The following is a 23283-nucleotide window of genomic DNA, read 5'->3' as shown; positions in this document are numbered from 1 at the left end:
ATATCATCTTATCGTTAAACTTGTAATAATAAAATTTGTCCCCATAATAACTGTTATTCACTAAGTTTTCGACTAAATTTGGAGTACCGTATGACAGAACAAGAGAACAATATGTCAGAAAATGAAACAAACATTGAAACCCCAACTGAGCAAAGTACTGAAGAGCAAAGCCCATTACAACCAAGTGTTGAAGATCAGTTAAAGGCTAAAGATGCTCGCATTAGCGAACTTGAACAAGCACTGCAACTTGCTAAGAAAAACGAGAGTGAAGCAATGATTCGTGCTCGTGCTGAAATTGATAATGTACGCAAACGTGTTGAACAAGATGTTGATAAAGCACGTAAATTTGCTCTTGAAAAATTCTCAAATGAACTTTTACCGGTGATTGATAATCTTGAGCGGGCATTAGAATCTACTGATAAAAATAATCCTGAACATAAAGCAACGGTAGAAGGATTAGAGTTAACTCTTAAATCATTTTTAGATACGGTCAAAAAATTTGGTATTGAAGTTATCAATACAGCTGATTCACAGCTAAATCCTGATCTGCATCAAGCAATTAGTATGGTTGAATCACCAGAACATCAATCAGGACAAATTGTTAATACTATTCAAAAAGGCTATACACTTAATGGCCGATTAATTCGACCAGCAATGGTGATTGTAGCTAAATAACGTTAGGCTATATAGTAAAAACCGCCAAATTAGTGGCGGTTTTTACTATCGATTCTTTTGCTCTTCACGAGCTAGTTTTTTCATCTTTTGTTCAATACGTTGCCGTTTTAATGGTGAGAGATAATCAACAAACAGTTTACCTTTTAAATGATCCATTTCATGCTGAATACAGATGGCTAACAGTTCATCAGCATCGATTTCGTAAGGATTACCATTACGATCTAACGCTTTAATCTTGATTTTTTCTGATCTTGGCACAAATCCACGGCAGTCAGGTATCGATAAGCATCCTTCTTCAATGCCTGTTTCACCCTCTTGACTAATCACTTCAGGATTAATAATCACATAAAGTTGGCTTTTATCTTCTGACACGTCAATCACAATAATTTGCTCATGCACATCAACTTGCGTTGCAGCAAGCCCAATGCCATGTTCAGCGTACATGGTTTCAACCATATTATCGATAATTTCTTGTAGCTCAGGTGTAAAATTAGAGACAGGCTTAGCAACTTTGCGAAGTCGTTCGTCTGGGAAACGTAATACCGGTAAAATAGCCATAAATTCTTCGATCTACTCCTCAATTTGGTGTTTTCTCAATTTCGTATACATTGTAAACATTTATTATGCCCATGAATAGCCTTAGTTGGCTATTGATAAAATATATCTAATCAATTCTAGATATGGTTCAAGCGAAAGATGTATATAAAAGGGCTGTAATGAGTAAATATGAATTTTTATTGCGAATTTCAATGCTTGGCCATAAAAGAATGGGATATTTTGAGAAAATAGGGCTATATTTTAGCTCCGGTCTACCTAATAAAATAAATAATGTTCCATTATTATTGGAAAAGATAGGCATTTGTAAAACACTTCAAAGTCATTTTTTTGCGATTTCCTATCTTCATTTTGAACCCATCCTTGATTGGTTAGCTACCACTACCCCGGCTAAACATTTGATTGCTTATTGTGATTCAGATTATCCAACATTACTTAAACAAATCAGTTCACCACCGTTATTGCTATTTGTAATGGGAAATAAACAACTATTACATTCACCACAAATTGCGATGGTAGGTAGTCGTGAATTTAGTGAGTATGGTGCACAATGGGGACGATATTTTGCTGGCGAATTAGCCATTAATGGTTTAACAGTGACTAGCGGACTGGCCCTCGGGTTGGACGCTATTTGCCATCGCGGTGCACTTGAGGTATCAGGAAATACTATTGCTGTTTTGGGTAGCGGTTTAGCGCAAATTTCGCCACGTTCAAATGTTAGATTAGCCAATGATATTTTGTCACAAAATGGGGCTATCATTTCAGAATTTTATCCATTTGAAAAAGCAAGATCCGAATACTTTCCGCGCCGCAATCGTATTATTAGTGGATTAAGTTTAGGGACATTTGTGGTTGAGGCATCGGAAAAAAGTGGATCACTTATTACTGCTCGTTATGCGCTTGAACAAAATCGTGATGTTTTTGCTTTGCCGGGTGATATTGATAATCCAAATAGCCATGGAAGCCATTATTTAATCCAACAAGGCGCTTATCTGGTTACCAAACCAACCGATATTTTAGAACATTATAGTGGCTTTTTATCATCACTTAATCGACAGAATAATCATGAAAACAAAGAGAGTAATACCGTTTTATATCCAGAAATTTTTGCTGTTATTCATCATCAGCCTATTGCTGTTGATACAATCGCTACGCTAGTTGATTTACCCATTCCTGAGTTAACCATTAAATTATTAGATATGGAAATAGCTGGCTTAATTATCACCGTCACCGGAGGCTATATTCGTAACCGCACGATATAAAATTATCAGAAAAAATTGAGGAACGGGGTTTTTCAACATAAAAAACCGCTGTAAAGATACTGCGGTTCCTTAAAAAGAATAACTAAAAAGAATAACCAAGTTATTTATCGTCTACTTCAAGTGCAATTTCAGATAAGATAATGCCAGTATTATCAGCATAGATAAAGTCGCCAGAGAAGAACGTCACGCCACCAAAGTTAACGCGAATATCTATTTCACCAACACCTTGATCATCAGAGCCGACAGGAATTGCCGCTAGTGCTTGCACTCCAATTTCAGCATCGGCGATATAATCAACTTGGCGCACCGCTCCATAAACAATGATACCTTCCCATTGGTTTTGTAGGGCAATATCAATTAATTCGGCATCTATCAATGCTCGACGCACCGAACCACCGCCATCAATAACCAATACTTTCCCAGCACCATTGGATTGTAACACTTCGTACAAAATGCCGTTATCTTCAAAACATTTCACGGTGACAGCTTGGCCAGAAAATGAAGCCACACCACCAAAGTTACTAAATATCGGTTCGACAACGTTCACATCTTCTGGGTAGTAATCGCAAAGAATTGATGTATCAAATTCCATGGTCGAGTCTCCTTATACTGTAATATCTATTCGGTTCTAGTATAACGCTAATATGAAGTAAAACGATATAAATTTGGAATAAACGTGAGCTAGCTCAAAATAATACCTAAACAATAAAGTAAATTAGTCAATAAAGCAAGTTTGACCATTTGTACTAATAGTGGTACAGCGTCTTTATTCGTATTAAATTTAAACACCATGTACATATGTTTGAGATACAACGGCAATGTTAATAAAAAGATACCACTGCAATAAGTATGTAACTGTTGATAAGCAAATAAACCAAAAAAACATAATGATACAATTAATAAAACTAACTGATAACAACAACCATAAGTTTTGCCAATCAGCACAATCAAAGTCCGTTTATGATGTTGTTTATCACTTTCATAATCACGCAAATTATTAATATTTAGCACTCCCACAGCCAACAAACCACTAGCTATTGCAGGAAAAACGATTGATGCTGATAAAGTTTTAGTCTGTAAATAATAACTGCCCATCACACCAACTAAGCCAAAGAAGATTAACACCGATAGATCACCTAAGCCAATATAGCCATAAGGTTTTTTACCGACGGTATAAGTAATTGCTGCGATGATTGAAGATAAACCTAATAAGATAAAAATTAATAATTGATAAGCGTTATTACAGGCTAACCAAAGTAGAGTCAATCCTGAGCAAACACACAATATAATGGTGATCCAGATAGCTATTTTTAACTGATTAAGAGTGATTAGACCTAGCTGTAAACCACGTTGATGGCCGATTAAATTGTGTTTATCGCCACCTTTAACCGCATCACCATAATCGTTGGCTAAATTTGATAAAATTTGTAACAGCGCTGCAGTAATCATTGCTAACAACATAATTATTAGATCAAAAGAGTGTTGCCAATAGGCAAGCGCATTGCCCAACAAAATAGCAGAAAACGATAAAGCTAATGTTTTCGGACGTAAACTAATAATCCATGGATAACATTTATTGGCCATATAACTGTTTTTTTGCGAAAAAATCAATCATTCATCATATCAGTAATTGATAGTATATTCATCCATTAGCACTAACTAATTGATGGTTTATTATCAATTTTTTTATTATTGGAATGCATAAATTTCTTTATTTTTCTGATGTATCCTCTGACTTTACCCTCTCGTAATGCAGCAATAAAAAAGCCTAACGAACCATAAATTGCACCAAGAAATAGAATCATAAAGATATTAAATAAATTATCTGATAAACCTAATCCCATCTGATTTACTCCAGCAATCATATTGGTTGCCCAAGTTGATGGTAACATCCGTGATACCGTTTGTACCCATAACGGCATGGCATCAAGTGGCCATATGGTACCGGATAGATAAAATACCGGTGTTGTCAAAAAAGCTAAAGTTAAATAAATCATCTCGGTTCGATGTAAACATTCAGTCAGTAATTTACTTAAGCCTAATACTCCTAATAATAGCGGAAATGTCATCACCAAAATCGCTGGTATGCTAGCTAATTGCCGATAACCAAGCACCCATGGCCATAATCCAAACAGGACTAAAGACAAAAATAACCATATCGGAATAAGACCACACAAGCTACCAAATATGACAATTTTTGGCGGTTTGCCTTGTGGCAGTGAATGCAAAGTTAGATTAGTTCGTGTTGAAGCTATTAAAAAGGTATGTTGCAATAACATAACTAACAAACCAGGAAACGTTATCGCCGCAAAACTGATACCAGCATTATAAAGCGGCATAGTTTGCCCTTTAATTGGTGATAAGATGATATTAATCTGTGGATCAGAAAAACCACTATTCCGCATCACCCGCGTATTATATTCGGTCAATATTTGTTGATATATTCCTCTAATATCCACCTGTATCAGACCATTTGCTAAACGGCTAGAGGCATCACCATAAGCTGGGATTGTCACATCCTCACCATTCAATAGTCGCTTTTCAAAATCCCGTGGAATGGTGAACACCGCAAATAACTTACGGCTGTTAATATCATCGTAGGCTTGCAATGAATTTTCATAAGTAAGCACATCAATTTTGGAACTGGTATTTAAAGAACGAATCAGACTTCGACTGGTGGTAGTATGATCTTGATCAACAATCGCAACCGGCAAATTGGTGATGGTACCATTTACATAGACTAAACTCATTAACGAGACAGACACTAACAGCAACAGCCACATTGGTCGCATTAGCATATAAAAAAACATTTTTACTGCTGAAGATAGAAATAGCTTAAGCATGCCAACATTGCCTCTTACTGTGAATGTAAACGTTTGACTAAACGTTTTCTTACTAATACTGTAATAATTATTGGATAGATCATTAAAATAGCGCAGGTTTTCAATACGGATAGATAACTAGAATGCCGTAAAAATAGATCGAATAATTTATTAAGCGCATAGGTTAAAGGTTCAAGTGACGAAATAAATCTCGCTATCCACGGCATTGACAGTTCTGGCACAACTACCCCCGAATAAGTTAATGCCAATCCAACTAATACCCCAATATAGGTATAGGCATCTAATACATTTTTGGTAAACGTATAAAGTAAAATACCGATACTTTGTGCTGCAATCACATAAAAAAACACCACCAGCATCATGGCGAATGGCGAACCTGATACCCGAGCATCAGAAAATAACACCAGCATTGCAATTTCAAACATTAATAACATAGTATACCAAATGGTATAAGGTGCTAATTTACCCAAAACAAACGGATAATTAGGTCGAGTTCGTTTAGGTAATTTTGATAAAATATAAATAGTTGTCGTTACAACAAACAATTGTAATAAATGTACCACTGCAGAAAACTGCTGAAAGTACATTGAGTTACCACTGGCATTAAATAGCCCATCATAATTGAAATTAACTTGTGCAAGTTTCGGTACCGGCAAACCAATACTCGTCGCCATTGTGGTACGATATTGAGTGTTTAATGAGGCTATTAAACCTGAATAATCCATTATAGAATAGAGGCCGGCACTATAGTATAAAGCATTATAATAGAGCATCGGCGTTGGTTGACGACCCGCTAACACATCAGCTTCAAAATTCGGTGGAATATATAAAATAGCGTAGATTTTTGCTTTTTCTAAATCTCGTTCTGCGCTCTCAAGCTGATTATCATAATTGAATAAATTTGCATGCGCACCAGCATTAAGATCGCGAACAATTTCACGAGATAAAATACTTTTATCTTGATCGACATAGCCTACTGGCAGATCAAATAATACACCGCGATAAAAGATACTACTGATGATCACAAAGATAATCAGCGGTAAAATCCACATTAACCAGTGAAAAGTAAAGCGCTTAAATATATCTGGGATTTCATCGTTAAATGCGTCTTTAAAGCGATGCCAGAAGTCTAAAATTAGTCGTCGATTTTCCATAATGTACTCATACCTGCACGTAAGCCTTCTACAGGTTTAGTTGGATAAAGTCTAATTTCAAACGTTTTTAAATCAAAATCACCAGTCGCTCGCGTTGCCCGTTTAGTAGCATAATCTCCCATTGGTGCAATAAAACGAATTTCAGCTTCAATTTCTTTATTACCAAGCGCAGGAACTTCCAGCTTAACATGATCACCTTTGTGAATATTAGGCATAATATTTTCACGCAGATTAAACACAAAATAAGCTTGCGGTAAGCGAATAACCGTTAATAGTGGACTATTAGGATTAAATAGCTCGCCAACTTCAGCAGGAATTGAACCTACTTCCCCATCTACTGGCGCTTTAACTTGCAAATCATCGTATTGGATCTGTAGTTGTTTAAGCTGTTCTTCGGCTTCTTTTAATTTAGCATTATAGATTTCTCGTTGTTCAACCCGATCGCCATTTTTGGCTTGATCTAAATTAGCTTGAGCTGACAACACTTGTTGATAAGCCGCATCGCGAGTTTTTAGCGCACTATCTAATATTGATTGAGAGACGAAGCCTTTGGCCGAAATCGCTTTGTTCCGATTGTATTCTTTAGAGGCGTTATCGTAAGCAACTTTAGCTTGTTCAAGTAATGCTTCATAATAACGAATACTCTCTTCACGAGTACCATTTTGAGAAAGTTGCACTTGTGCTTGTGCTTGCTCTCTGGCTGCTTCAGCGGCTTTAACTTGCGCTAACAATTCAGGACTATCGAGTGTAATTAAGATGTCATTTTGCTTAACATCATCACCTCGATTGACATGTATAGTCTGCACTCGCCCCTTTGCTTTTGAGGAAATGCTAACATTAGGTGCATCCACTTCACCTTGCAAAATTAGCTGGCTACTATGAGCACGAATTAAAATCGTCATTGAAATTAAAATAACAATCAATGCAATTACAATAAAAATTTTTTTATTCATATATTTTTTAGATTAATAAGTATCAGATAAGACCTAAATAATTAGGATAATTGTATGTAATAAAGAATTAGCATACTTCAATTACAAATATTATATCATGGGATATCGTGCTGAATTTAAACAATCAAAGCTATATTTTATGCTCAAATAACAATTAGAAGGAATTATTTACAACTATATTACAGATTATTCTATTTTAGCCTTAAATAAATTTCAATAATTGTAAACCATCATTTTAATAGATTTTATTTATAAATGTTATCAGTCAAAAGAAATAGATAAAAACCTACTTATTTAGTATGATATTTTTTAATTGAAATAATAAGGCTTAAAATATGCAAAAAATAATTATTATTGGCGGTGGTGCTGGCGGTTTAGAGCTTGCTACCGACCTAGGCGATAAATTAGGCAAAACTGATAAAGCTCAAATTACCTTAATTGATAAAAACAGTTATCATTTATGGAAACCACTATTACATGAAGTAGCAACTGGTGTACTTGATGAGCAAGTTGATAATATTTATTATGCATCGCAAGGACAACAGCATAATTTCGAATTTACTCAAGGTACCTTCACCAACCTTGATCGCAACCAAAAGCAAATTAGCATTATCAATCATAACGATGAAACTGTTCTTGTTGATTATGATATTTTGGTTATCGCTATTGGTAGCACATCTAATGACTTTGGTACCCCTGGTGTGAAAGAACATTGTATCTTTTTAGATGACCAAAATGCCGCTATTCGCCTACGTGAAACTTTAATTAATAAATTTACTGGTTTTTGTTCGATCATTGATGACGATCAATCCAAAAAAGAAGATAAAATTCATATTGCTATCGTTGGCGGTGGTGCGACAGGAGTTGAATTAGCTTCTGAACTACCTCATATGGTGGAAACGTTTGGTGCTTGCGGTCGAAATAAAATGTGTTCCGATCTGTTAGATGTTTCAGTTATTGAAGCAACCGATCGTATTTTACCGGCTTTACCAGAAAAAACCGCAGCTAGTATTACTAACACACTAAAAAAACAAGGGATTCATGTATTAACCAATACAATGATCACTAAAGCCGAGAGTGATGGATTTTATCCGAAAGGAGGCGAAACCATTAAAGCCGATATGATGATTTGGACTGCTGGCGTTAAAGCGCCTGATTATTTAAAAGAGATTGCTGGTCTAGAATCAAGCCGATCAAATCAATTAGTGGTAAAACCAACATTACAAACATCTCGTGATGACAGTATTTTTGTTATTGGTGATTGCGCATACGCAATGCAAGACAATGGTCATGCTTCACCACCTACCGCTCAAGCAGCTCATCAAATGGCAAAAATTTGCTATGAAAATATCGTTAGATTATTAAATAACCAATCATTAAAAACATTTAAATATACTGATAAAGGTACTGTGATTTCATTACATGATACCGCTGAAGGTGTAGTCAAATTAATTGGTAATAGTGAAATGGGAGTGAAAGGATTTTTCGCTTTAATGATCCACAAACTACTCTATCGTATGCATCAAGCAAGCTTACTTGGTATTTTTAAAACTATTCGTTTTGCCAGTGCTAGCAAATTTATGTATAAAACCAAATCAACTTCGATTTTTAGTAATCGTGATTAATTGCTAAAAAATATTTAACAGCTACTGAAAAATTTTATTAAGTAGCTGTTTTCGCTTATACTATTATCATAATTACAATTTTTAGATAATAGATGATGCGTTTTATTTTCATTTTTAGTTTACTTTTCGCTAGTTACACAGCTATAGCAAATTATCAGCCACATGATGGCGATGTCATTTTCCAATCTTCTCAATCAAATCAAAGTAAAGCCATTGAGCAAGCAACAAATTCACCTTATAGTCATGTAGGAATCATTTTTATTAAAAATGGCAAACCTTATGTTTTTGAAGCAGCAAGTAAAGTTATTTATACCCCGTTAGATAAATGGATAAATCGTGGTAAAAATAAAACATATGTGATTAAACGGTTAAAAAATCATTCTTTATCTCAGCAAGAAATTACCAGTTTAAAACAAGTTGCCCATAAATTTGAAAACAAACCTTACGATATTTGGTTTGGTTGGGATGACAAATATATTTATTGTTCAGAATTAGTGTGGAAAATTTATAATCGAGCGCTTAAATTAAAAATTGGTCAATTACAAACAATTAAAGATTTTAATTTATCATCGCCAGCGGTTAAACAAAAACTAAAAGAACGTTATGGTAATAACATTCCATATCAAGAAACGGTGATATCACCGGTTGCGATATTTAATTCAGCACTACTTATCACTGTTGATAAGCGGGATTAAATTAGTAATAATCTTTTTATTGGTGCAAAGCTTTTACGATATAGATGATTCACGCCATGTTGTTCAATGGCGTTTAAATGATCTTTGGTTGGATAGCCTTTATGTTTAGCTAAACCATATTGAGGGTATAACTTATCAAGCTCAACCATTTCACGATCACGGGTCACTTTGGCTAAGATCGATGCAGCACTAATTTCAGCCACTAACAGATCACCTTTAACCACTGCTTGGGTTCGAATACCAAAATTAGGGCACCGATTACCGTCAACTAACACATAATTTGGTTTAATGTTTAAGCCAGACACGGCTCGTTGCATTGCCAGCATGGTAGCATGTAGGATATTGAGTTCATCAATTTCATCAACCGATGCTCTAGCGACACACCATGCTAATGCATTTTGTTTAATAATATCAAAGAGTGCTTCACGTTTTTTTTCTGATAATTTTTTAGAATCAGTTAATCCCTCAATCGGTTTATTCGGATCTAAAATCACCGCAGCAGTTACGACATCGCCACAAAGTGGTCCGCGACCAACTTCATCAACACCGGCAATTAATGTCGCATCAGGGTAAGTAAACTCTAATAACAAGGGGAATCCTCTAATACATCTAATACCGCCTGGGCAGCTTGTTCATCAGCATTACAGCGAATTTGTTTATGTAAAGCTAAAAATGTTGCTTTTAGTTCGGTGTTGTCACTTTCTAAAAAAGGTAAAACATGATTAGCGATATTTTCTGGTGTACAGTCGTGCTGTAATAATTCAGGGACGATTTCTTTACCCGCTAGAATATTAGGTAGAGAAACATAAGGGGTTTTGATAAGTTTTTTTGCCAACCAAAAGGTGAAAGCTTTCATTTTATAGCCAACAACCATTGGGCATTTAGCCAGCATACACTGAAGTGCCACCGTCCCTGAAGCTAAAATTGCAGCATTACTGGCAATCATCGCTTCCCGAGCATGACCATCTAATAATTGCAGCTTAAGCTCTGGTGCAATCTCTGCCTTTATTTGTTCAAATTCTGCTCTTCTTTTGCTATTCACTAATGGAACTACAATATGTAAATCAGGGAATTTATCACGTAACAATTGCGCTGCTTTTAAAAAAGGCTCAGATAATAATGTCACTTCGGCATGGCGACTGCCAGGCAATAAGGCTAAGCATTGGCAATCAACAGGAATACCTAACTGTTGACGCATAGCTGTTTGATTGGGTTCGAGGGGAATATCATCAGCCATTTTATGACCAATAAATCGACAAGGTACATCAAATTTATCATAAAAGGCTTTCTCGAAAGGCAGAAAAGCTAAAATTAAATTTGTATTGCGTTTAATCTTAAACACCCGCTTTTGCTTCCAAGCCCAAACAGAAGGACTGACATAATGAATCGTTTTAATACCAGCTTGCTTAAGTTTACCTTCTAACGAGAGATTAAAATCCGGCGCATCAATACCAATAAAAACATCGGGTTTGAGATCAATCAAACGTTTAGTAATATCACGACGAATAGCTAAAATACGCCGTAGCCGACCTAATACCTCAACAATCCCCATCACTGATAGCTCATCCATTTCATACCAAGCTTGGCAACCTTCAGCTTGCATTAGTGGACCAGCAATACCGACAAATTTAATATTAGGATGGTGTTTTTTAAGAGTGCGAATTAAACCGGCACCAAGAATATCGCCAGATGTTTCACCAGCGACCAGAGCAATAGTTAACTGCTTATCTGTCATTAACGGATAATGCCTCGGGTTGAACGAGCAAAAAAGTCGTTAAACAGCTGTACTTCTGGATACTGTTTAGCTAGCATTGCAATTTCAACTTTTGCATCGTCAAGCGTTAATCCATTTCGATATAGAATTTTGTACGTGTTACGGATGGCTTGTAGTGCTTCTTTACTGAAGCCACGACGTTTCAAGCCTTCATAATTGACGCCATGTGGTGTTGCGTGATTTCCTTGAGCAATAACATAAGGAGGTACATCTTGAGCAACGCCAGAACAACCGCCAACCATAACGTGAGAACCGATTACACAAAATTGGTGTACTGCGGTCATACCGCCAATAATCACATGATCATCTAACTGAACATGACCACCGAGCGTGGCATTATTAGCCAAAATACAACGATCACCAATGATACAATCATGCGCAACATGGGCATTAATCATCAATAAATTATCACTACCAATACGGGTTAACTCACCACCTTGAACTGTGCCACGATGAATCGTCACACTTTCACGAATCATATTGCGATCACCAATTTCGGTGCGAGTTGGTTCACCACGATATTTCAGATCTTGGTTAACTTCACCAATTGAAGCAAATTGATAAATTTGATTATTTTGACCAATTTTGGTGTGTCCATTAACGACAACATGTGATTTTAAAAAGGTACCATCACCTATTTCAACATTTTCACCAATATAACAAAAAGGCCCGATTTTGACATTATCACCAATCTTTGCCCCCTTTTCTATTACTGAACTTGGGTGTATTTCCGTTGCCATAGCAATTCCTTAATACTTTTGGGATATTTCAAAAATCATTATTATTTACGAGCACACATCATTTCAGCTTCGCAAACTAATTTGCCATCGACAGTTGCAACACCATGGAACAATGCAATGCCTCGACGCTCTTTAATATATTCAACATCAAGCATAATTTGATCACCTGGCACCACTGGTCGTTTAAAACGAGCTTTATCTATTGAAGCAAAATAATAAAGTTGTCCTGGTGACAATTCTTCAATACTTTTAAAGGCTAAAATTCCAGTTGCTTGCGCCATCGCTTCTAAAATTAAAACGCCTGGGAAAATAGGTTTATTCGGGAAGTGACCTTGGAAGAATGGTTCATTTACAGTTACATTTTTAATGGCTTTTAATGTTTTACCTTTCTCATAACTAAGTACACGATCAACCATCAAAAACGGATAACGGTGTGGAAGTAAACTAATAATTTCTTCAATATCAAGGGTATTAAGTTCGGTAGTCAAAATAGCTATCCTTATACATTATTTGCTATAAATTATTTGTATTATAACTGAGGATACCACTTTCACTCAAGGAGTGATTTAAGCCACAAATTTTAAAATTCCTAATGACTAAAAAATCAAATAAATGCAATAAATTATCTAAATGATATGTAAATACTATTTTATACTATATTAGATCATATATAATATGTTCAATATTTAGCTAAAAAGATATTTAACTTGGAGAGTAGAATGAAATCATTTATAAAAATGACATTAGTAAGTAGTGCTATCGTATTAGCATTGGCTGGCTGTGATGACAAAAAAACCACTGAAGAAAACAAAGCACCAGCAACAACAACCACTGCACCGGCAAATAGCACTGAAAATGCTAATACCAATGCGACAGAAAGTAAAACTGAAGCAACGACTGCGCAAAACTCAGCGGATAAAGTGACAATATCAACTGATGCGCAAAAAGAAGCTTACGCATTAGGTTCTTCATTTGCTAACTATATGAAATCAAATTTAGAACAAAATGAAGTAACTGCCGATCAAGAATACCTAATCAGTGGCTTTAATGAAACCATGCGTGGTGCCTCACAACTTAGCCAAGATGAAGTTAAAAATGTATTAGATGCATTTGGTAAACGAATTCAAGAAGAAAGCCAAGCTCGTTTTGAAAAACAAAAAACTGAAAATACTGCTGCTGGTGAAAAATATCGCGAGGATTTTGCTAAGCAAGAAGGTGTAATTAAAACTAAATCTGGTTTAATGTATAAAATTCTTAATGAAGGAACCGGTCGTCATCCGTCAGCAGAAGATACCGTTATTGTTCATTATGTTGGTACATTAACAGATGGCCGTACATTTGATAGTTCTTATGATCGTAACGAACCTGCAACTTTCCCGCTTAATGGAGTAATTAAAGGTTGGACAGAAGGGATCCAATTAGTTGGTGTTGGTGGTAAAATTAAATTAGTTGTGCCACCTGAATTAGGATATGGTGACCAAAGCTTCCCGAGTCAAGGTGACAAAGCAAGTATTACACCAGCATCAACGCTAGTTTTTGAAGTTGAACTACTTGGTATTGATGATGATAAGGAAAATAATCCAGCATCATCAACTGAGCCAGAACAAACGCAAGAGCAAAATCAACCAGCAGCTAACTAATTTGATGAAACCATTAAGTTATACATTGGTTATTATGGGTCCCGCTTATGGGACCCAATCTGCTTATTGTGCCTATCAATTTGCTCAAACACTGCTTGCAAATAGTAACCATTCAATTGCTAACATATTTTTCTATGCTGACGGCGTTTATAATGCTAATTGTTATAGTGATCCAGCCAATGATGAATTTGATCTAGTCAAAGCTTGGCAACGCTTAGCAAAACAGTATTCGTTAAAACTGACTGTTTGCGTAGCAGCCGCGCAAAGACGTGGTATCAGTGAAAATAATCTTGCCGAATATTTTGAACTAACCGGTCTTGGCGAGTTGAGTGAAGCAGTAGCAAGTTCAGATCGAGTTCTACAATTTTAAATATAGGCAGATAACATGAAAAAAGTAGCAATCATTATTAGCTCAGCACCACATAGCACTGCCAAAGGTCGAGAAGCATTAGATACCGCTTTAGCCCTTTCAACATTCAATCATATATCTGTCTTTTTTATCGGCGATGGTGTATTTCATCTATTAGCTAATCAACATCCAGAGTTGATATTAATGCGTGATTACATTGCCACTTTTAATATGTTGGAACTTTATGACATTGAAGATGTTTATGTCTGTAAAGCATCATTAGATGAACGTAAATTAAGCCAGACTCCCCTCAATATTGCAAACCAAGTAATTGATAAGAATCAGTTAACTCAACTATTAGCCAATCAAGATGTGATTTTACGCTTCTAAAGCCTGCTAAAAAAACCGTTTCCTCAAAATTTTTATATAATCTTATCAAGATGTTAGTTACTAAAAAATAGATCAATCGTTTTTAAAACAATATAAAAATCCCCATGACTTTTATCATTACTGATTAAGTCACAGGGATAATTTTACTAAAATTTGTTAGATAAAATTTCGATTAAACAAGTTTTTTCATTTGATCTGCAATCTTTTCAGCTTGTTGACCAACTACGATTTGTACGCCTGTTTTACCTAATTTTATAACTGCCATTGCACCTAGTGCTTTAGCTGCTTGTTCATCAATTAGATCGGTATCATGAACATTCAAACGTAAACGAGTAATACATGAATCAATATTAGTTAAGTTTTCTTTACCACCAATAACTACTATATATTGTTCAGCAAGTTTAGATAAATCACCACCAACTGGTGCTTTTTCTTGTGCTGATGTTTCTTCACTAATTTCAGTTGCATTAGCAACATCATCTTCACGACCCGGCGTTTTAAGATTGAATTTCACAATTACAAAGCGGAATACGATATAGTAAACAAAGAAGAATACGATACCTTGTAGAATTAACATATACCAATGTACAGCTAATGGGTTACGAGATTGTAACAACATATCGATTAGACCTGCACTGAATGCAAATCCAGATATCCATTGCATTGTTGCAGCAATAAATAGAGAGATCCCCGTTAAAACAGCATGGATTACATATAACACAGGCGCAACAAACATAAACGCAAACTCTAATGGTTCAGTAATACCAGTAAAGAAGGCCGCAAAAGATGCCGCTAACATGATTGAAGCTGTTTTATCTTTATTACCTTTTTTAGCAGTATGATAAATTGCCAGTGCAGCACCAGGTAAACCAAACATCATAATAGGGAAGAAACCTGCTTGATAACGACCAGTTATACCTGCAATCGCTTTACCAGATTCAATAGAACCTTGTCCGCCTAAGAAGTTAGGAATATCATTAACACCAGCAACGTCAAACCAAAATACTGAGTTTAAAGCATGGTGTAGACCAACAGGAATTAATAAACGGTTAAAGAAGCCATAAATACCTGCACCTACTGAACCTAAATTCTTAATCCATTCACCAAAAGATACTAATGCGCTAAAGACCATAGGCCAAATAAAATATAGCACTACAGAAACAAGTAACATCACAATAGATACAATGATTGGGACCAAACGCTTACCACTGAAAAAAGCTAATGTTTTATGTAGTTCAACAGAACTAAAGCGGTTATATAGTTCAGCAGACATAATCCCAACTAAAATACCGATAAATTGGTTATTTATCTTGAAAAAAGAGGGGGATATCTGTGCCTCCCAACCTTTTACACTGGTATCAACACCTTCAAATAGGGCAATAGTATTTGGTGATAATAGTGTAGTAATGATTAAAAAGCCTACCAATCCAGATAATGCTGCTGCGCCATCTTTATCTTTAGACATACCATACGCAACACCGATTGCGAAAAGAATTGGCATATTATCGATAATAGCACTGCCGGATTTAATCAAAAATGCCGCAGCAATATTGTTGGCACCCCAACCATCTGAATCAATCCAATAACCAATACCTAAAAGTATTGCTGCAGCAGGTAATACTGCCACGGGCACCATTAAAGAGCGCCCAATTCGTTGTAAATAAGCTAAAATTCCCATAGTTTTGCCTCATATTATCATTAGGGAGTTACTTAAAAATAATAAAATCTCACATCGTTAAGTAAAAGAAGTAAGTCAAATATATTTGACATTATATTATTTTACTTCGCAAATTAAATGTTTGCTTTTTGTGATTTATATCACGCTTTTTTTTTGCTTAATTAGTTTAATATAGTAAAATAACTACAACATATTTTACTTTAAAAAAAAAGATTTATTTCATTATATCAGAAGAGATTATATTTTATGAGACTTATTCCTTTAAAAAATGCGCAAGAAGTTGGCGCGTGGGTTGCTCAGCGCATCGTAAACAAAATTAATCAATTTAATCCAACTGCAGATCGTCCTTTTTTACTAGGTTTACCAACGGGAAGTTCACCATTAGTAATGTATCAACAACTAATTAAACAGTACCAAGCGGGTAAAGTAAGTTTTAAACATGTCGTGACATTTAATATGGACGAGTATGTCGGTATTCCTGAAGATCATCCACAAAGTTATCACACTTTTATGTATGAAAATTTCTTCAACCATATTGATATTGATAAAAACAACATCCATATATTAAATGGCAATGCAGCTGATATAGAACAAGAATGCCAAGAATATGAAGAAAAAATCAAATCCTACGGCAAAATTAATATTTTCCTTGGTGGGGTAGGCCAAGATGGACATATTGCATTTAATGAGCCAGGTTCTTCACTTTGTTCACGAACTCGTATCAAAACCTTAACTGAAGATACCATTATTGCCAATTCACGCTTTTTTGATAATGATATCAAACAAGTGCCAAAACATGCATTAACCATTGGTGTTGCAACATTAATGGATGCCGAAGAGGTAATTTTATTAGTTTGTGGACACAACAAAAGTTTGGCATTGCAAGCAGCGGTAGAAGGAAGTGTTAACCATTTATGGACTGTTTCCGCATTACAAATGCATCCAAAATCAATTATTGTTTGTGATGAGACAAGCACTGATGATCTTAAAGTAAAAACACTAAAATATTTTAAACAAATGGAAGCAGATAATCTTCAAGTAACCATTTTATAAAGGATAACTCAATGTACGCATTAACCAATTGCCGTATTTACACTGGTTATGAAATTCTTGATAATCACGCTGTTATTATTGACGGTGATAAAATTGCAAAAATTTGTAAACAAGAACAATTACCAGCCGACATCACCATTAAAGATTTACAAGGTGCTAATGTTGCACCAGGCTTGATTGATATCCAAGTCAATGGCTGTGGTGGTGTGCAATTTAATGAAACACTTGATGCACTAAGTATTGAAACCTTAGAAGCTATGCAAGCAACTAACCTTGTGTATGGTTGTACTAGCTATTTACCAACCTTAATCACCTCAACTGACGAATTTATGATTAAAGCAGTAAACGTGATGCGTGAATATTTAGCTAAGCACCCTAACCAAGCATTAGGTTTACATCTTGAAGGACCTTATATTAATCCTGAGAAGAAAGGTATTCATAATATAAATTATATTCGTCAACCTTCACAGGAGATGATCGACTTTCTTTGTGCAAACGCCGATGTAATTAAAATTATTACTCTAGCCCCAGAAAAAGTTGATGCTAAACATATTAAACAATTATGCGATGCCGGAATTCATGTTTCAGTTGGACATTCTAACGGCCACTATGATGATTGCCGTCGTGGTTTCAATGCTGGTATCCGCCTAGGTACGCATCTATTTAATGCTATGCCTTATATTACTGGTCGCGAACCGGGTGTTGTTGGCGCAATTTATGATGAACCAGAAGTGTATGTCGGTATCATTGCTGATGGCCAGCATGTAAGTTGGGCGAATATCCGTAATAGCCACAAAATTAAACAAGATCATTTAATTTTGATTACTGATGCGATGTTATTAGCTGGTTCTAATTTAACTTCAGGAGTATTTGCTGACAAAACTATCTATTATAAAGATGGCCGTTGTGTTGATGAAAATGGCACGCTAGGTGGATCAGCATTAACCATGATTGAAGCAGTAAAAAATGCAGTAGAGTATGTTGGTATTGCTTTAGATGAAGCATTAAGAATGGCAACACTCTACCCAGCCAAAGCGATTGGTGTAGATAAACAACTAGGTACAATTAGTGAAAGCAAAATTGCCAACTTAGTTATTTTTAATCGTGACTTTTCAAATGTGAAAACTATTGTTAATGGAGAGATGAGCCGTTAGAATGTCGGATAGTTAATGAAAATATTGAGATAAAATATGACCTTTAATTACCTACATCTAGTCGGCAATGCTGAACTAATCAAGCAATTAAATTATGCAATGATTTATCGTTTGATTGTTCAGCAAGCGCCCATTTCACGTATTCAACTCGCCGAAATTAGTCAATTAGCACCCGCTAGTATCACCAAAATAACTCGCCAACTTCTTAAAAAAAATATGATCAAAGAAGTTGATGCCCAACAATCAACAGGGGGCAGACCTGCGGTTTCAATACAAGCAAAATTTAGCTATTACCAGACAATTGCTATTCAGTTGAGTCGTTCACATGTCACAATTGAACTTTATGATCTAGGAGCCAATTGCTTAATATCTGAAGTTTATCCATTGACTACTTTTACCGAACAGTTAGCACAAGAATATTTAATTGCACTAATTAAACAGTTCATCGAAAAAAATAATAAAAAAGTTAAACACCTTGTTGCCATCTCAGTAGTACTACCGGGCTTAATTGACTCAGTTCGCGGAATTATTCGTTATACGCCACATATTCAAGTTAAGGCATGGCCTTTAGCGGATGTATTACGTGATCAGTTTAATGTTTCGATTTTTATTGGTAATGATATTCAAAGTTTGGCATTAGCTGAGAGCTATTTCGGTTCAACTCAAGATGTTGATGATTCAATTTTAATTCGTGTACATCGTGGTGTTGGTTCAGGAGTAATTATTAATCAACAATTACTTACTAACCATAACCAAACAGCTTGTGAAGTTGGACACATCCAAATTGATGCATTAGGTGAACGTTGCCATTGTGGAAATTTTGGCTGTTTAGAAAATCGTGTAGTTCACAAGGCCATCGAGGCACGAGCAAAACAGATGATAGAGCAAGGTTATCCGACTAAATTAAGTTTAGATAACATGAATATCAGCAATATTTGCAAATATGCCAATCAAGGAGATGAGTTAGCACTTAAGTTAGTTAAAGATGCCGGTGAAAATCTGGGTAGAGCTGTCGCGATAATGGTGAATATTTTTAACCCACAACGGATTGTATTAGCTGGCGAATTAACAAAATCACCCGATGTATTATTAAATGCAGTAACTAGTGCGTTAAATGCTCAAAGTTTAGAAGAGTTAAGAAACAATCTAACTATCAATTGTTCAACACTTAATGACCGTTCAGCAATTGGTGCATTTGCCTTAGTACAACAAGCATTATTTAACGGTTCGCTGTTAATGACCTTGTTAGAAACGATCTAATAAATTGCTTTACAATAAAAATAAAAGCCCATAAATAGGGCTTTTGTTATTCATCATTAAGCTAAGATGCGTAGCATTCTTCGTAATGGTTCAGCAGCACCCCATAATAACTGATCGCCAACTGTAAAGGCTGATAGATACTCTTTACCCATATTCAATTTACGTAACCGTCCAACAGGCGTACTTAAAGTACCTGTAACCGCAGCTGGAGTCAGTTCTCGCATAGAAAGTTCACGATCATTTGGTACAACTTTAACCCAATCATTATGAGCAGCAAGTAGTTTTTCAATCTCAGGAATGCTGATATCTTTCTTCAATTTAATCGTGAACGATTGACTATGGCAACGTAATGCCCCAACTCGTACACAAAGTCCATCAACAGGGATAATCTGACTCGTTCCTAGAATTTTATTGGTTTCCGCTTGGCCTTTCCACTCTTCACGACTTTGACCGTTATCAAGAGCTTTATCAATCCAAGGAATTAAACTGCCCGCTAAAGGCACACCAAAATTATCAGTTGGTAAACTACCATCACGCATTTTTTGTGTCACTTTGCGTTCAATATCTAAAATAGAAGAGTTAGGATCTTGGAGTTGTTTAGCAACTTCAGCGTTTAACATTCCCATTTGAGTAAGTAATTCACGCATATGACGTGCACCACCACCAGAAGCAGCTTGATAAGTTGACACAGAAACCCAATCGATTAAGTTTTCAGCAAATAATCCACCAAGTGACATCAACATTAAACTTACTGTACAGTTACCTCCAACAAAAGTTTTAATGCCTCTATCTAAAGCTGATTGAATGTTAGCTTTATTCACTGGATCAAGAACAATAATTGCATCATCTTCCATACGTAAAGTTGACGCAGCATCAATCCAATAGCCTTGCCAACCGGTTGCACGCAATTTTGCATAAATTTCAGAGGTATAATCACCACCTTGGCAGGTAACAATAATATCTAATGCTTTTAAAGCATCAATATCATCGGCGCTTTGTAATATTCCTGTTTTTCCACCAAACGAAGGAGCTGCTTGACCAGCTTGAGAAGTAGAAAAGAAAACAGGATTGATATAATCAAAATCATGTTCTTCAACCATACGTTGCATAAGAACAGAGCCCACCATTCCTCGCCAACCGACAAAACCAACATTTTTCATATTTTATTTCCAAAAGTAGATGTTATATAAAGAAATATTCATTTACTATTAAAGCAAAAAATCACCATAAAACAAGTCAGATAAGAATTATTTTTGTAGTCGCGGATATGATAACGTGGTGTTATATATAATTTTATCGACAAAACTGAAGGTGACACAAAAACTAGTACATCATAAACTAGTCACTAATATTTGTTTTCCACATAAAAAACACCATCATATCGATAAAATAATTAATAAAATGGCCATCTTCTTGGTTAGCTATAATAAAGACGTTTTCATTTTGAGAACGATTTATCTCACCGAGTCGGGCTGCAAATTTGGCACTCTGCCAAGGAGATACACGTGCATCTTGTAAGCCAACTGAAAGCATCACAGGTGGGTAGTTAACACCTTCACGTAGATTAAGATAAGCATCGATAGTTTGCAGATTTTTAAATTCCTGTTTATTGAAAGGCGAACCAAATTCCGCAAAATTCACACTACCAATTGGTATTTGATCTAAGCGGCTCATATTCAACATACCTGAGGTAATTGATGCGGCGGCAAAAAGTTCTGGATGTCTGGCTAATGCAGAGCCAATTACAATACCACCTGCACTGGCGCCACTTATGACTAGCTTGGATGAATTGGTGTAACGATGATCAATAAGATATTTTGCGCATTTAATAAAATCATTGACTGAATTTATCTTATTTTTTCCCTTTCCATCATAATGCCATTTAGGCCCTAACTCACCACCACCACGAATATGGGCAATGGCAATAATACCACCTTTCTCAAGCCAAATTAAACGAGTGGTATCATAATAATTAGGATAACTATTTTCGCCATAAGCGCCATAAGCCGTTAACCAAGTTGGATTATTGCCATCAAGTTTAATTCCTTTTCGATGAATAAGTGTAAGAGGAATAAGTTCGCCATCATTGGATTTAACCCATTTTTGCTCTGATTCATAATCTGCAAATAGTGATGCATCAGTCTTTATTATTTTAGAATCTTCAATTAACTGACTATCAGGGTCATATTGCCATATTTTTGGTGGTATATTCCAATTTTGTTGGGTAAATAAAATCTCTTTATGATCTGAACTAGAAAAAATAGCCGTTACCTCATTACCATCACTAACAGGAATCATTTTGATGTTATGCAGATCAGCAAAAGGAATAGTCACAAATTTATACTTTCCAGAGTCATAATAAGCAAGATAAATAGCATCTTTACTGACTGTAAACAGATCCAATTCGCCTTTTTTCCATTCAATTATTTTTTCTTCTGGAGAATGGATATGATTAAGGTTTAGTCGAGAAATGGTATAACCTGAAAAGTTATTATATTTAGCCAAATAAAGCCAATTATCTCGTACAAAAAAATCCTCTACATTTTGTTTTCTATCGATGATCTTTTTCCAATGTTTGTTTTCCAGATAAAGAGAGTTAGAGTCGGTTAAATACAAATCTATGGTATCACCGGATATTGAAGATTCCACTGAAGCAACGGCCCAACTAGCAGATAAAGATAAATTGATATTTTGGTCAGTATTAGCTTGATAATCCTCGATATTGGCTTTGCCAAAAATAGCCGAATCCTTGTCACTATTGGAGCCTAAACGATGAAGATAGAGTTCTTCTGTTCCTAACTTTCGATTATTAGAATTAGCAAAATTATTACGATGATAGAAAAAAGATAAATTATCACTCGCCCATACTATATTTGAAGCAGTTATGCCGGATAAGCTATCGGCTAGATGTGCTCTAGTTTTTACATTAATCACTTTGATTGATGAAATTTCAGAATCATTTTCAGAAATAGCATAAGCAACATACTTACCTTCATTTGAAGGGTACAAATTATATATATAACCAACTGGTGGGTCGACTAATAATCTTTCTTTGCCGAATCGATCTTTAACAAACAAACGGTTATAAGGATGCTTATTTGTTCGTTTCAAGTAAAAAGTATTATCACCCTTTAGTCTAATATTATGAATTATTGGTTCAGTTCCATAATCTGTTAATTCACTGAATCGTTTTTCAATCGATGAGAACAAATCGAGTTTTTCAAGAATTTTCATTGAACGATTTGATTCAGATAATAACCAATTATTAGTTAGATCCTTTTCTGTTTCCATCCAACCATAACTGTCAACTGAGGAATAAGAATTATTCGATACACAACTAATGCAGTTTACTAATGATAAAAAGACAATAATGATAAAAAAAATTTTTTTTAACCAGAACATTATTGATTTCCTTTTATCATGCTCTATAAAAAATAAAACTAGAATAATTATCTAGTTCTATCATTTATATCTTAATGTATC

Annotated in this window: 23 protein-coding genes; 10 read left to right on the top strand and 13 right to left on the bottom strand. The window is 35.4% G+C overall.

What is annotated here, in order from left to right; genetic code table 11:
* The first annotated feature begins 90 nt into the window (after nucleotides 1–90).
* Nucleotides 91–675 (top strand): nucleotide exchange factor GrpE, encoded by a 585-nt coding sequence (gene grpE / locus H3T56_RS07845; RefSeq protein WP_065652041.1) that lies wholly within the window; start codon nucleotides 91–93, stop codon nucleotides 673–675.
* 45 nt (nucleotides 676–720) lie between these two features.
* On the opposite strand, the gene def is transcribed toward grpE, so the two are convergent.
* Nucleotides 721–1233, bottom strand: a complete 513-nt coding sequence (def, locus tag H3T56_RS07840; protein ID WP_034903137.1) for a peptide deformylase — start codon at nucleotides 1231–1233, stop codon at nucleotides 721–723.
* 158 nt (nucleotides 1234–1391) lie between these two features.
* Here def and dprA point away from each other — a divergent pair, with 158 nt between their 5' ends.
* On the top strand, nucleotides 1392–2492 hold the full coding sequence (gene dprA / locus H3T56_RS07835; protein WP_198192461.1) for a DNA-processing protein DprA: 1101 nt from the start codon (nucleotides 1392–1394) through the stop codon (nucleotides 2490–2492).
* 100 nt (nucleotides 2493–2592) lie between these two features.
* Here dprA and rraA read toward each other — a convergent pair whose 3' ends face one another.
* From rraA to H3T56_RS07810, 5 genes are all read right to left on the bottom strand, one after another.
* Nucleotides 2593–3084, bottom strand: coding sequence for a ribonuclease E activity regulator RraA (rraA, locus tag H3T56_RS07830; RefSeq protein WP_065579104.1), 492 nt, complete (start codon nucleotides 3082–3084; stop codon nucleotides 2593–2595).
* An 89-nt stretch (nucleotides 3085–3173) separates the two neighbouring features.
* The gene (locus H3T56_RS07825) at nucleotides 3174–4076 is read right to left on the bottom strand and encodes a 1,4-dihydroxy-2-naphthoate polyprenyltransferase (RefSeq protein WP_198192459.1); all 903 of its coding nucleotides are present in this window, start codon (nucleotides 4074–4076) and stop codon (nucleotides 3174–3176) included.
* Between the two features lie 71 nt (nucleotides 4077–4147).
* Nucleotides 4148–5335, bottom strand: a complete 1188-nt coding sequence (locus H3T56_RS07820) for an ABC transporter permease (RefSeq protein ID WP_065579103.1) — start codon at nucleotides 5333–5335, stop codon at nucleotides 4148–4150.
* A gap of 14 nt (nucleotides 5336–5349) precedes the next feature.
* Nucleotides 5350–6489, bottom strand: coding sequence for an ABC transporter permease (locus H3T56_RS07815; protein WP_198192458.1), 1140 nt, complete (start codon nucleotides 6487–6489; stop codon nucleotides 5350–5352).
* On the bottom strand, nucleotides 6471–7442 hold the full coding sequence (locus tag H3T56_RS07810) for an HlyD family secretion protein (protein ID WP_086357103.1): 972 nt from the start codon (nucleotides 7440–7442) through the stop codon (nucleotides 6471–6473). Before H3T56_RS07810 ends, H3T56_RS07815 begins: the two co-directional genes overlap by 19 nt.
* A 335-nt stretch (nucleotides 7443–7777) precedes the next feature.
* Between H3T56_RS07810 and H3T56_RS07805 the strand changes: the two genes are divergently transcribed.
* Complete coding sequence (locus tag H3T56_RS07805) at nucleotides 7778–9067, top strand: NAD(P)/FAD-dependent oxidoreductase (protein ID WP_198192455.1); 1290 nt, start codon at nucleotides 7778–7780, stop codon at nucleotides 9065–9067.
* A 95-nt stretch (nucleotides 9068–9162) separates the two neighbouring features.
* Nucleotides 9163–9762 carry a YiiX family permuted papain-like enzyme gene (locus H3T56_RS07800; protein ID WP_370545539.1) on the top strand — a complete coding sequence of 200 codons (600 nt, stop codon included), beginning with the start codon at nucleotides 9163–9165 and terminating at the stop codon, nucleotides 9760–9762.
* Here H3T56_RS07800 and rnhB read toward each other — a convergent pair.
* From rnhB to fabZ, 4 genes are read right to left on the bottom strand one after another with little or no spacing between them, the layout of a single operon-like run.
* Complete coding sequence (rnhB, locus tag H3T56_RS07795; protein WP_065613672.1) at nucleotides 9759–10352, bottom strand: ribonuclease HII; 594 nt, start codon at nucleotides 10350–10352, stop codon at nucleotides 9759–9761. The genes H3T56_RS07800 and rnhB overlap by 4 nt on opposite strands.
* Complete coding sequence (gene lpxB / locus H3T56_RS07790; protein WP_198192452.1) at nucleotides 10343–11497, bottom strand: lipid-A-disaccharide synthase; 1155 nt, start codon at nucleotides 11495–11497, stop codon at nucleotides 10343–10345. Before lpxB ends, rnhB begins: the two co-directional genes overlap by 10 nt.
* Nucleotides 11497–12276, bottom strand: coding sequence for an acyl-ACP--UDP-N-acetylglucosamine O-acyltransferase (gene lpxA / locus H3T56_RS07785; RefSeq protein ID WP_034903735.1), 780 nt, complete (start codon nucleotides 12274–12276; stop codon nucleotides 11497–11499). Before lpxA ends, lpxB begins: the two co-directional genes overlap by 1 nt.
* Nucleotides 12277–12317: 41 nt before the next feature.
* Nucleotides 12318–12764, bottom strand: coding sequence for a 3-hydroxyacyl-ACP dehydratase FabZ (gene fabZ / locus H3T56_RS07780; protein ID WP_034903732.1), 447 nt, complete (start codon nucleotides 12762–12764; stop codon nucleotides 12318–12320).
* A gap of 231 nt (nucleotides 12765–12995) precedes the next feature.
* Here fabZ and fkpA point away from each other — a divergent pair, with 231 nt between their 5' ends.
* From fkpA to tusC, 3 genes are read left to right on the top strand one after another with little or no spacing between them, the layout of a single operon-like run.
* Nucleotides 12996–13916, top strand: coding sequence for an FKBP-type peptidyl-prolyl cis-trans isomerase (gene fkpA, locus H3T56_RS07775; RefSeq protein WP_065579097.1), 921 nt, complete (start codon nucleotides 12996–12998; stop codon nucleotides 13914–13916).
* A gap of 4 nt (nucleotides 13917–13920) precedes the next feature.
* Nucleotides 13921–14286 (top strand): sulfurtransferase complex subunit TusD, encoded by a 366-nt coding sequence (gene tusD, locus H3T56_RS07770; protein WP_065613667.1) that lies wholly within the window; start codon nucleotides 13921–13923, stop codon nucleotides 14284–14286.
* 15 nt (nucleotides 14287–14301) lie between these two features.
* On the top strand, nucleotides 14302–14655 hold the full coding sequence (tusC, locus tag H3T56_RS07765) for a sulfurtransferase complex subunit TusC (protein WP_065613665.1): 354 nt from the start codon (nucleotides 14302–14304) through the stop codon (nucleotides 14653–14655).
* A 172-nt stretch (nucleotides 14656–14827) separates the two neighbouring features.
* Here the strand turns inward: tusC and nagE are convergent, their stop codons facing one another.
* Nucleotides 14828–16333 carry an N-acetylglucosamine-specific PTS transporter subunit IIBC gene (gene nagE / locus H3T56_RS07760; RefSeq protein ID WP_198192451.1) on the bottom strand — a complete coding sequence of 502 codons (1506 nt, stop codon included), beginning with the start codon at nucleotides 16331–16333 and terminating at the stop codon, nucleotides 14828–14830.
* Between the two features lie 246 nt (nucleotides 16334–16579).
* Between nagE and nagB the strand changes: the two genes are divergently transcribed.
* The 3 genes from nagB to H3T56_RS07745 are packed head-to-tail and all read left to right on the top strand — an operon-like array spanning nucleotide 16580 to nucleotide 19800.
* Nucleotides 16580–17386: a glucosamine-6-phosphate deaminase gene (gene nagB, locus H3T56_RS07755; protein ID WP_065579093.1), complete on the top strand. Its 807-nt coding sequence runs from the start codon at nucleotides 16580–16582 to the stop codon at nucleotides 17384–17386.
* Between the two features lie 11 nt (nucleotides 17387–17397).
* On the top strand, nucleotides 17398–18540 hold the full coding sequence (nagA, locus tag H3T56_RS07750; RefSeq protein WP_034903256.1) for an N-acetylglucosamine-6-phosphate deacetylase: 1143 nt from the start codon (nucleotides 17398–17400) through the stop codon (nucleotides 18538–18540).
* 36 nt (nucleotides 18541–18576) lie between these two features.
* Entirely contained in the window at nucleotides 18577–19800 is a 1224-nt protein-coding gene (locus H3T56_RS07745; protein ID WP_086353963.1) for an ROK family protein, read from the top strand.
* A 56-nt stretch (nucleotides 19801–19856) separates the two neighbouring features.
* Here the strand turns inward: H3T56_RS07745 and asd are convergent, their stop codons facing one another.
* Both asd and H3T56_RS07735 read right to left on the bottom strand, forming a co-directional pair.
* The gene (gene asd / locus H3T56_RS07740) at nucleotides 19857–20960 is read right to left on the bottom strand and encodes an aspartate-semialdehyde dehydrogenase (protein ID WP_065579092.1); all 1104 of its coding nucleotides are present in this window, start codon (nucleotides 20958–20960) and stop codon (nucleotides 19857–19859) included.
* A gap of 178 nt (nucleotides 20961–21138) precedes the next feature.
* Nucleotides 21139–23202 carry a prolyl oligopeptidase family serine peptidase gene (locus H3T56_RS07735; RefSeq protein WP_198192449.1) on the bottom strand — a complete coding sequence of 688 codons (2064 nt, stop codon included), beginning with the start codon at nucleotides 23200–23202 and terminating at the stop codon, nucleotides 21139–21141.
* Nucleotides 23203–23283: the final 81 nt, after the last annotated feature.

It is taken from the genome of Gilliamella sp. W8123, assembly GCF_016101085.1.
In the GTDB taxonomy this organism is placed as follows: domain Bacteria; phylum Pseudomonadota; class Gammaproteobacteria; order Enterobacterales; family Orbaceae; genus Gilliamella; species Gilliamella apis.
The sequence above is the reverse complement of the archived record's forward strand: the minus strand, read 5'-3'. Positions and strand labels throughout refer to the sequence as shown.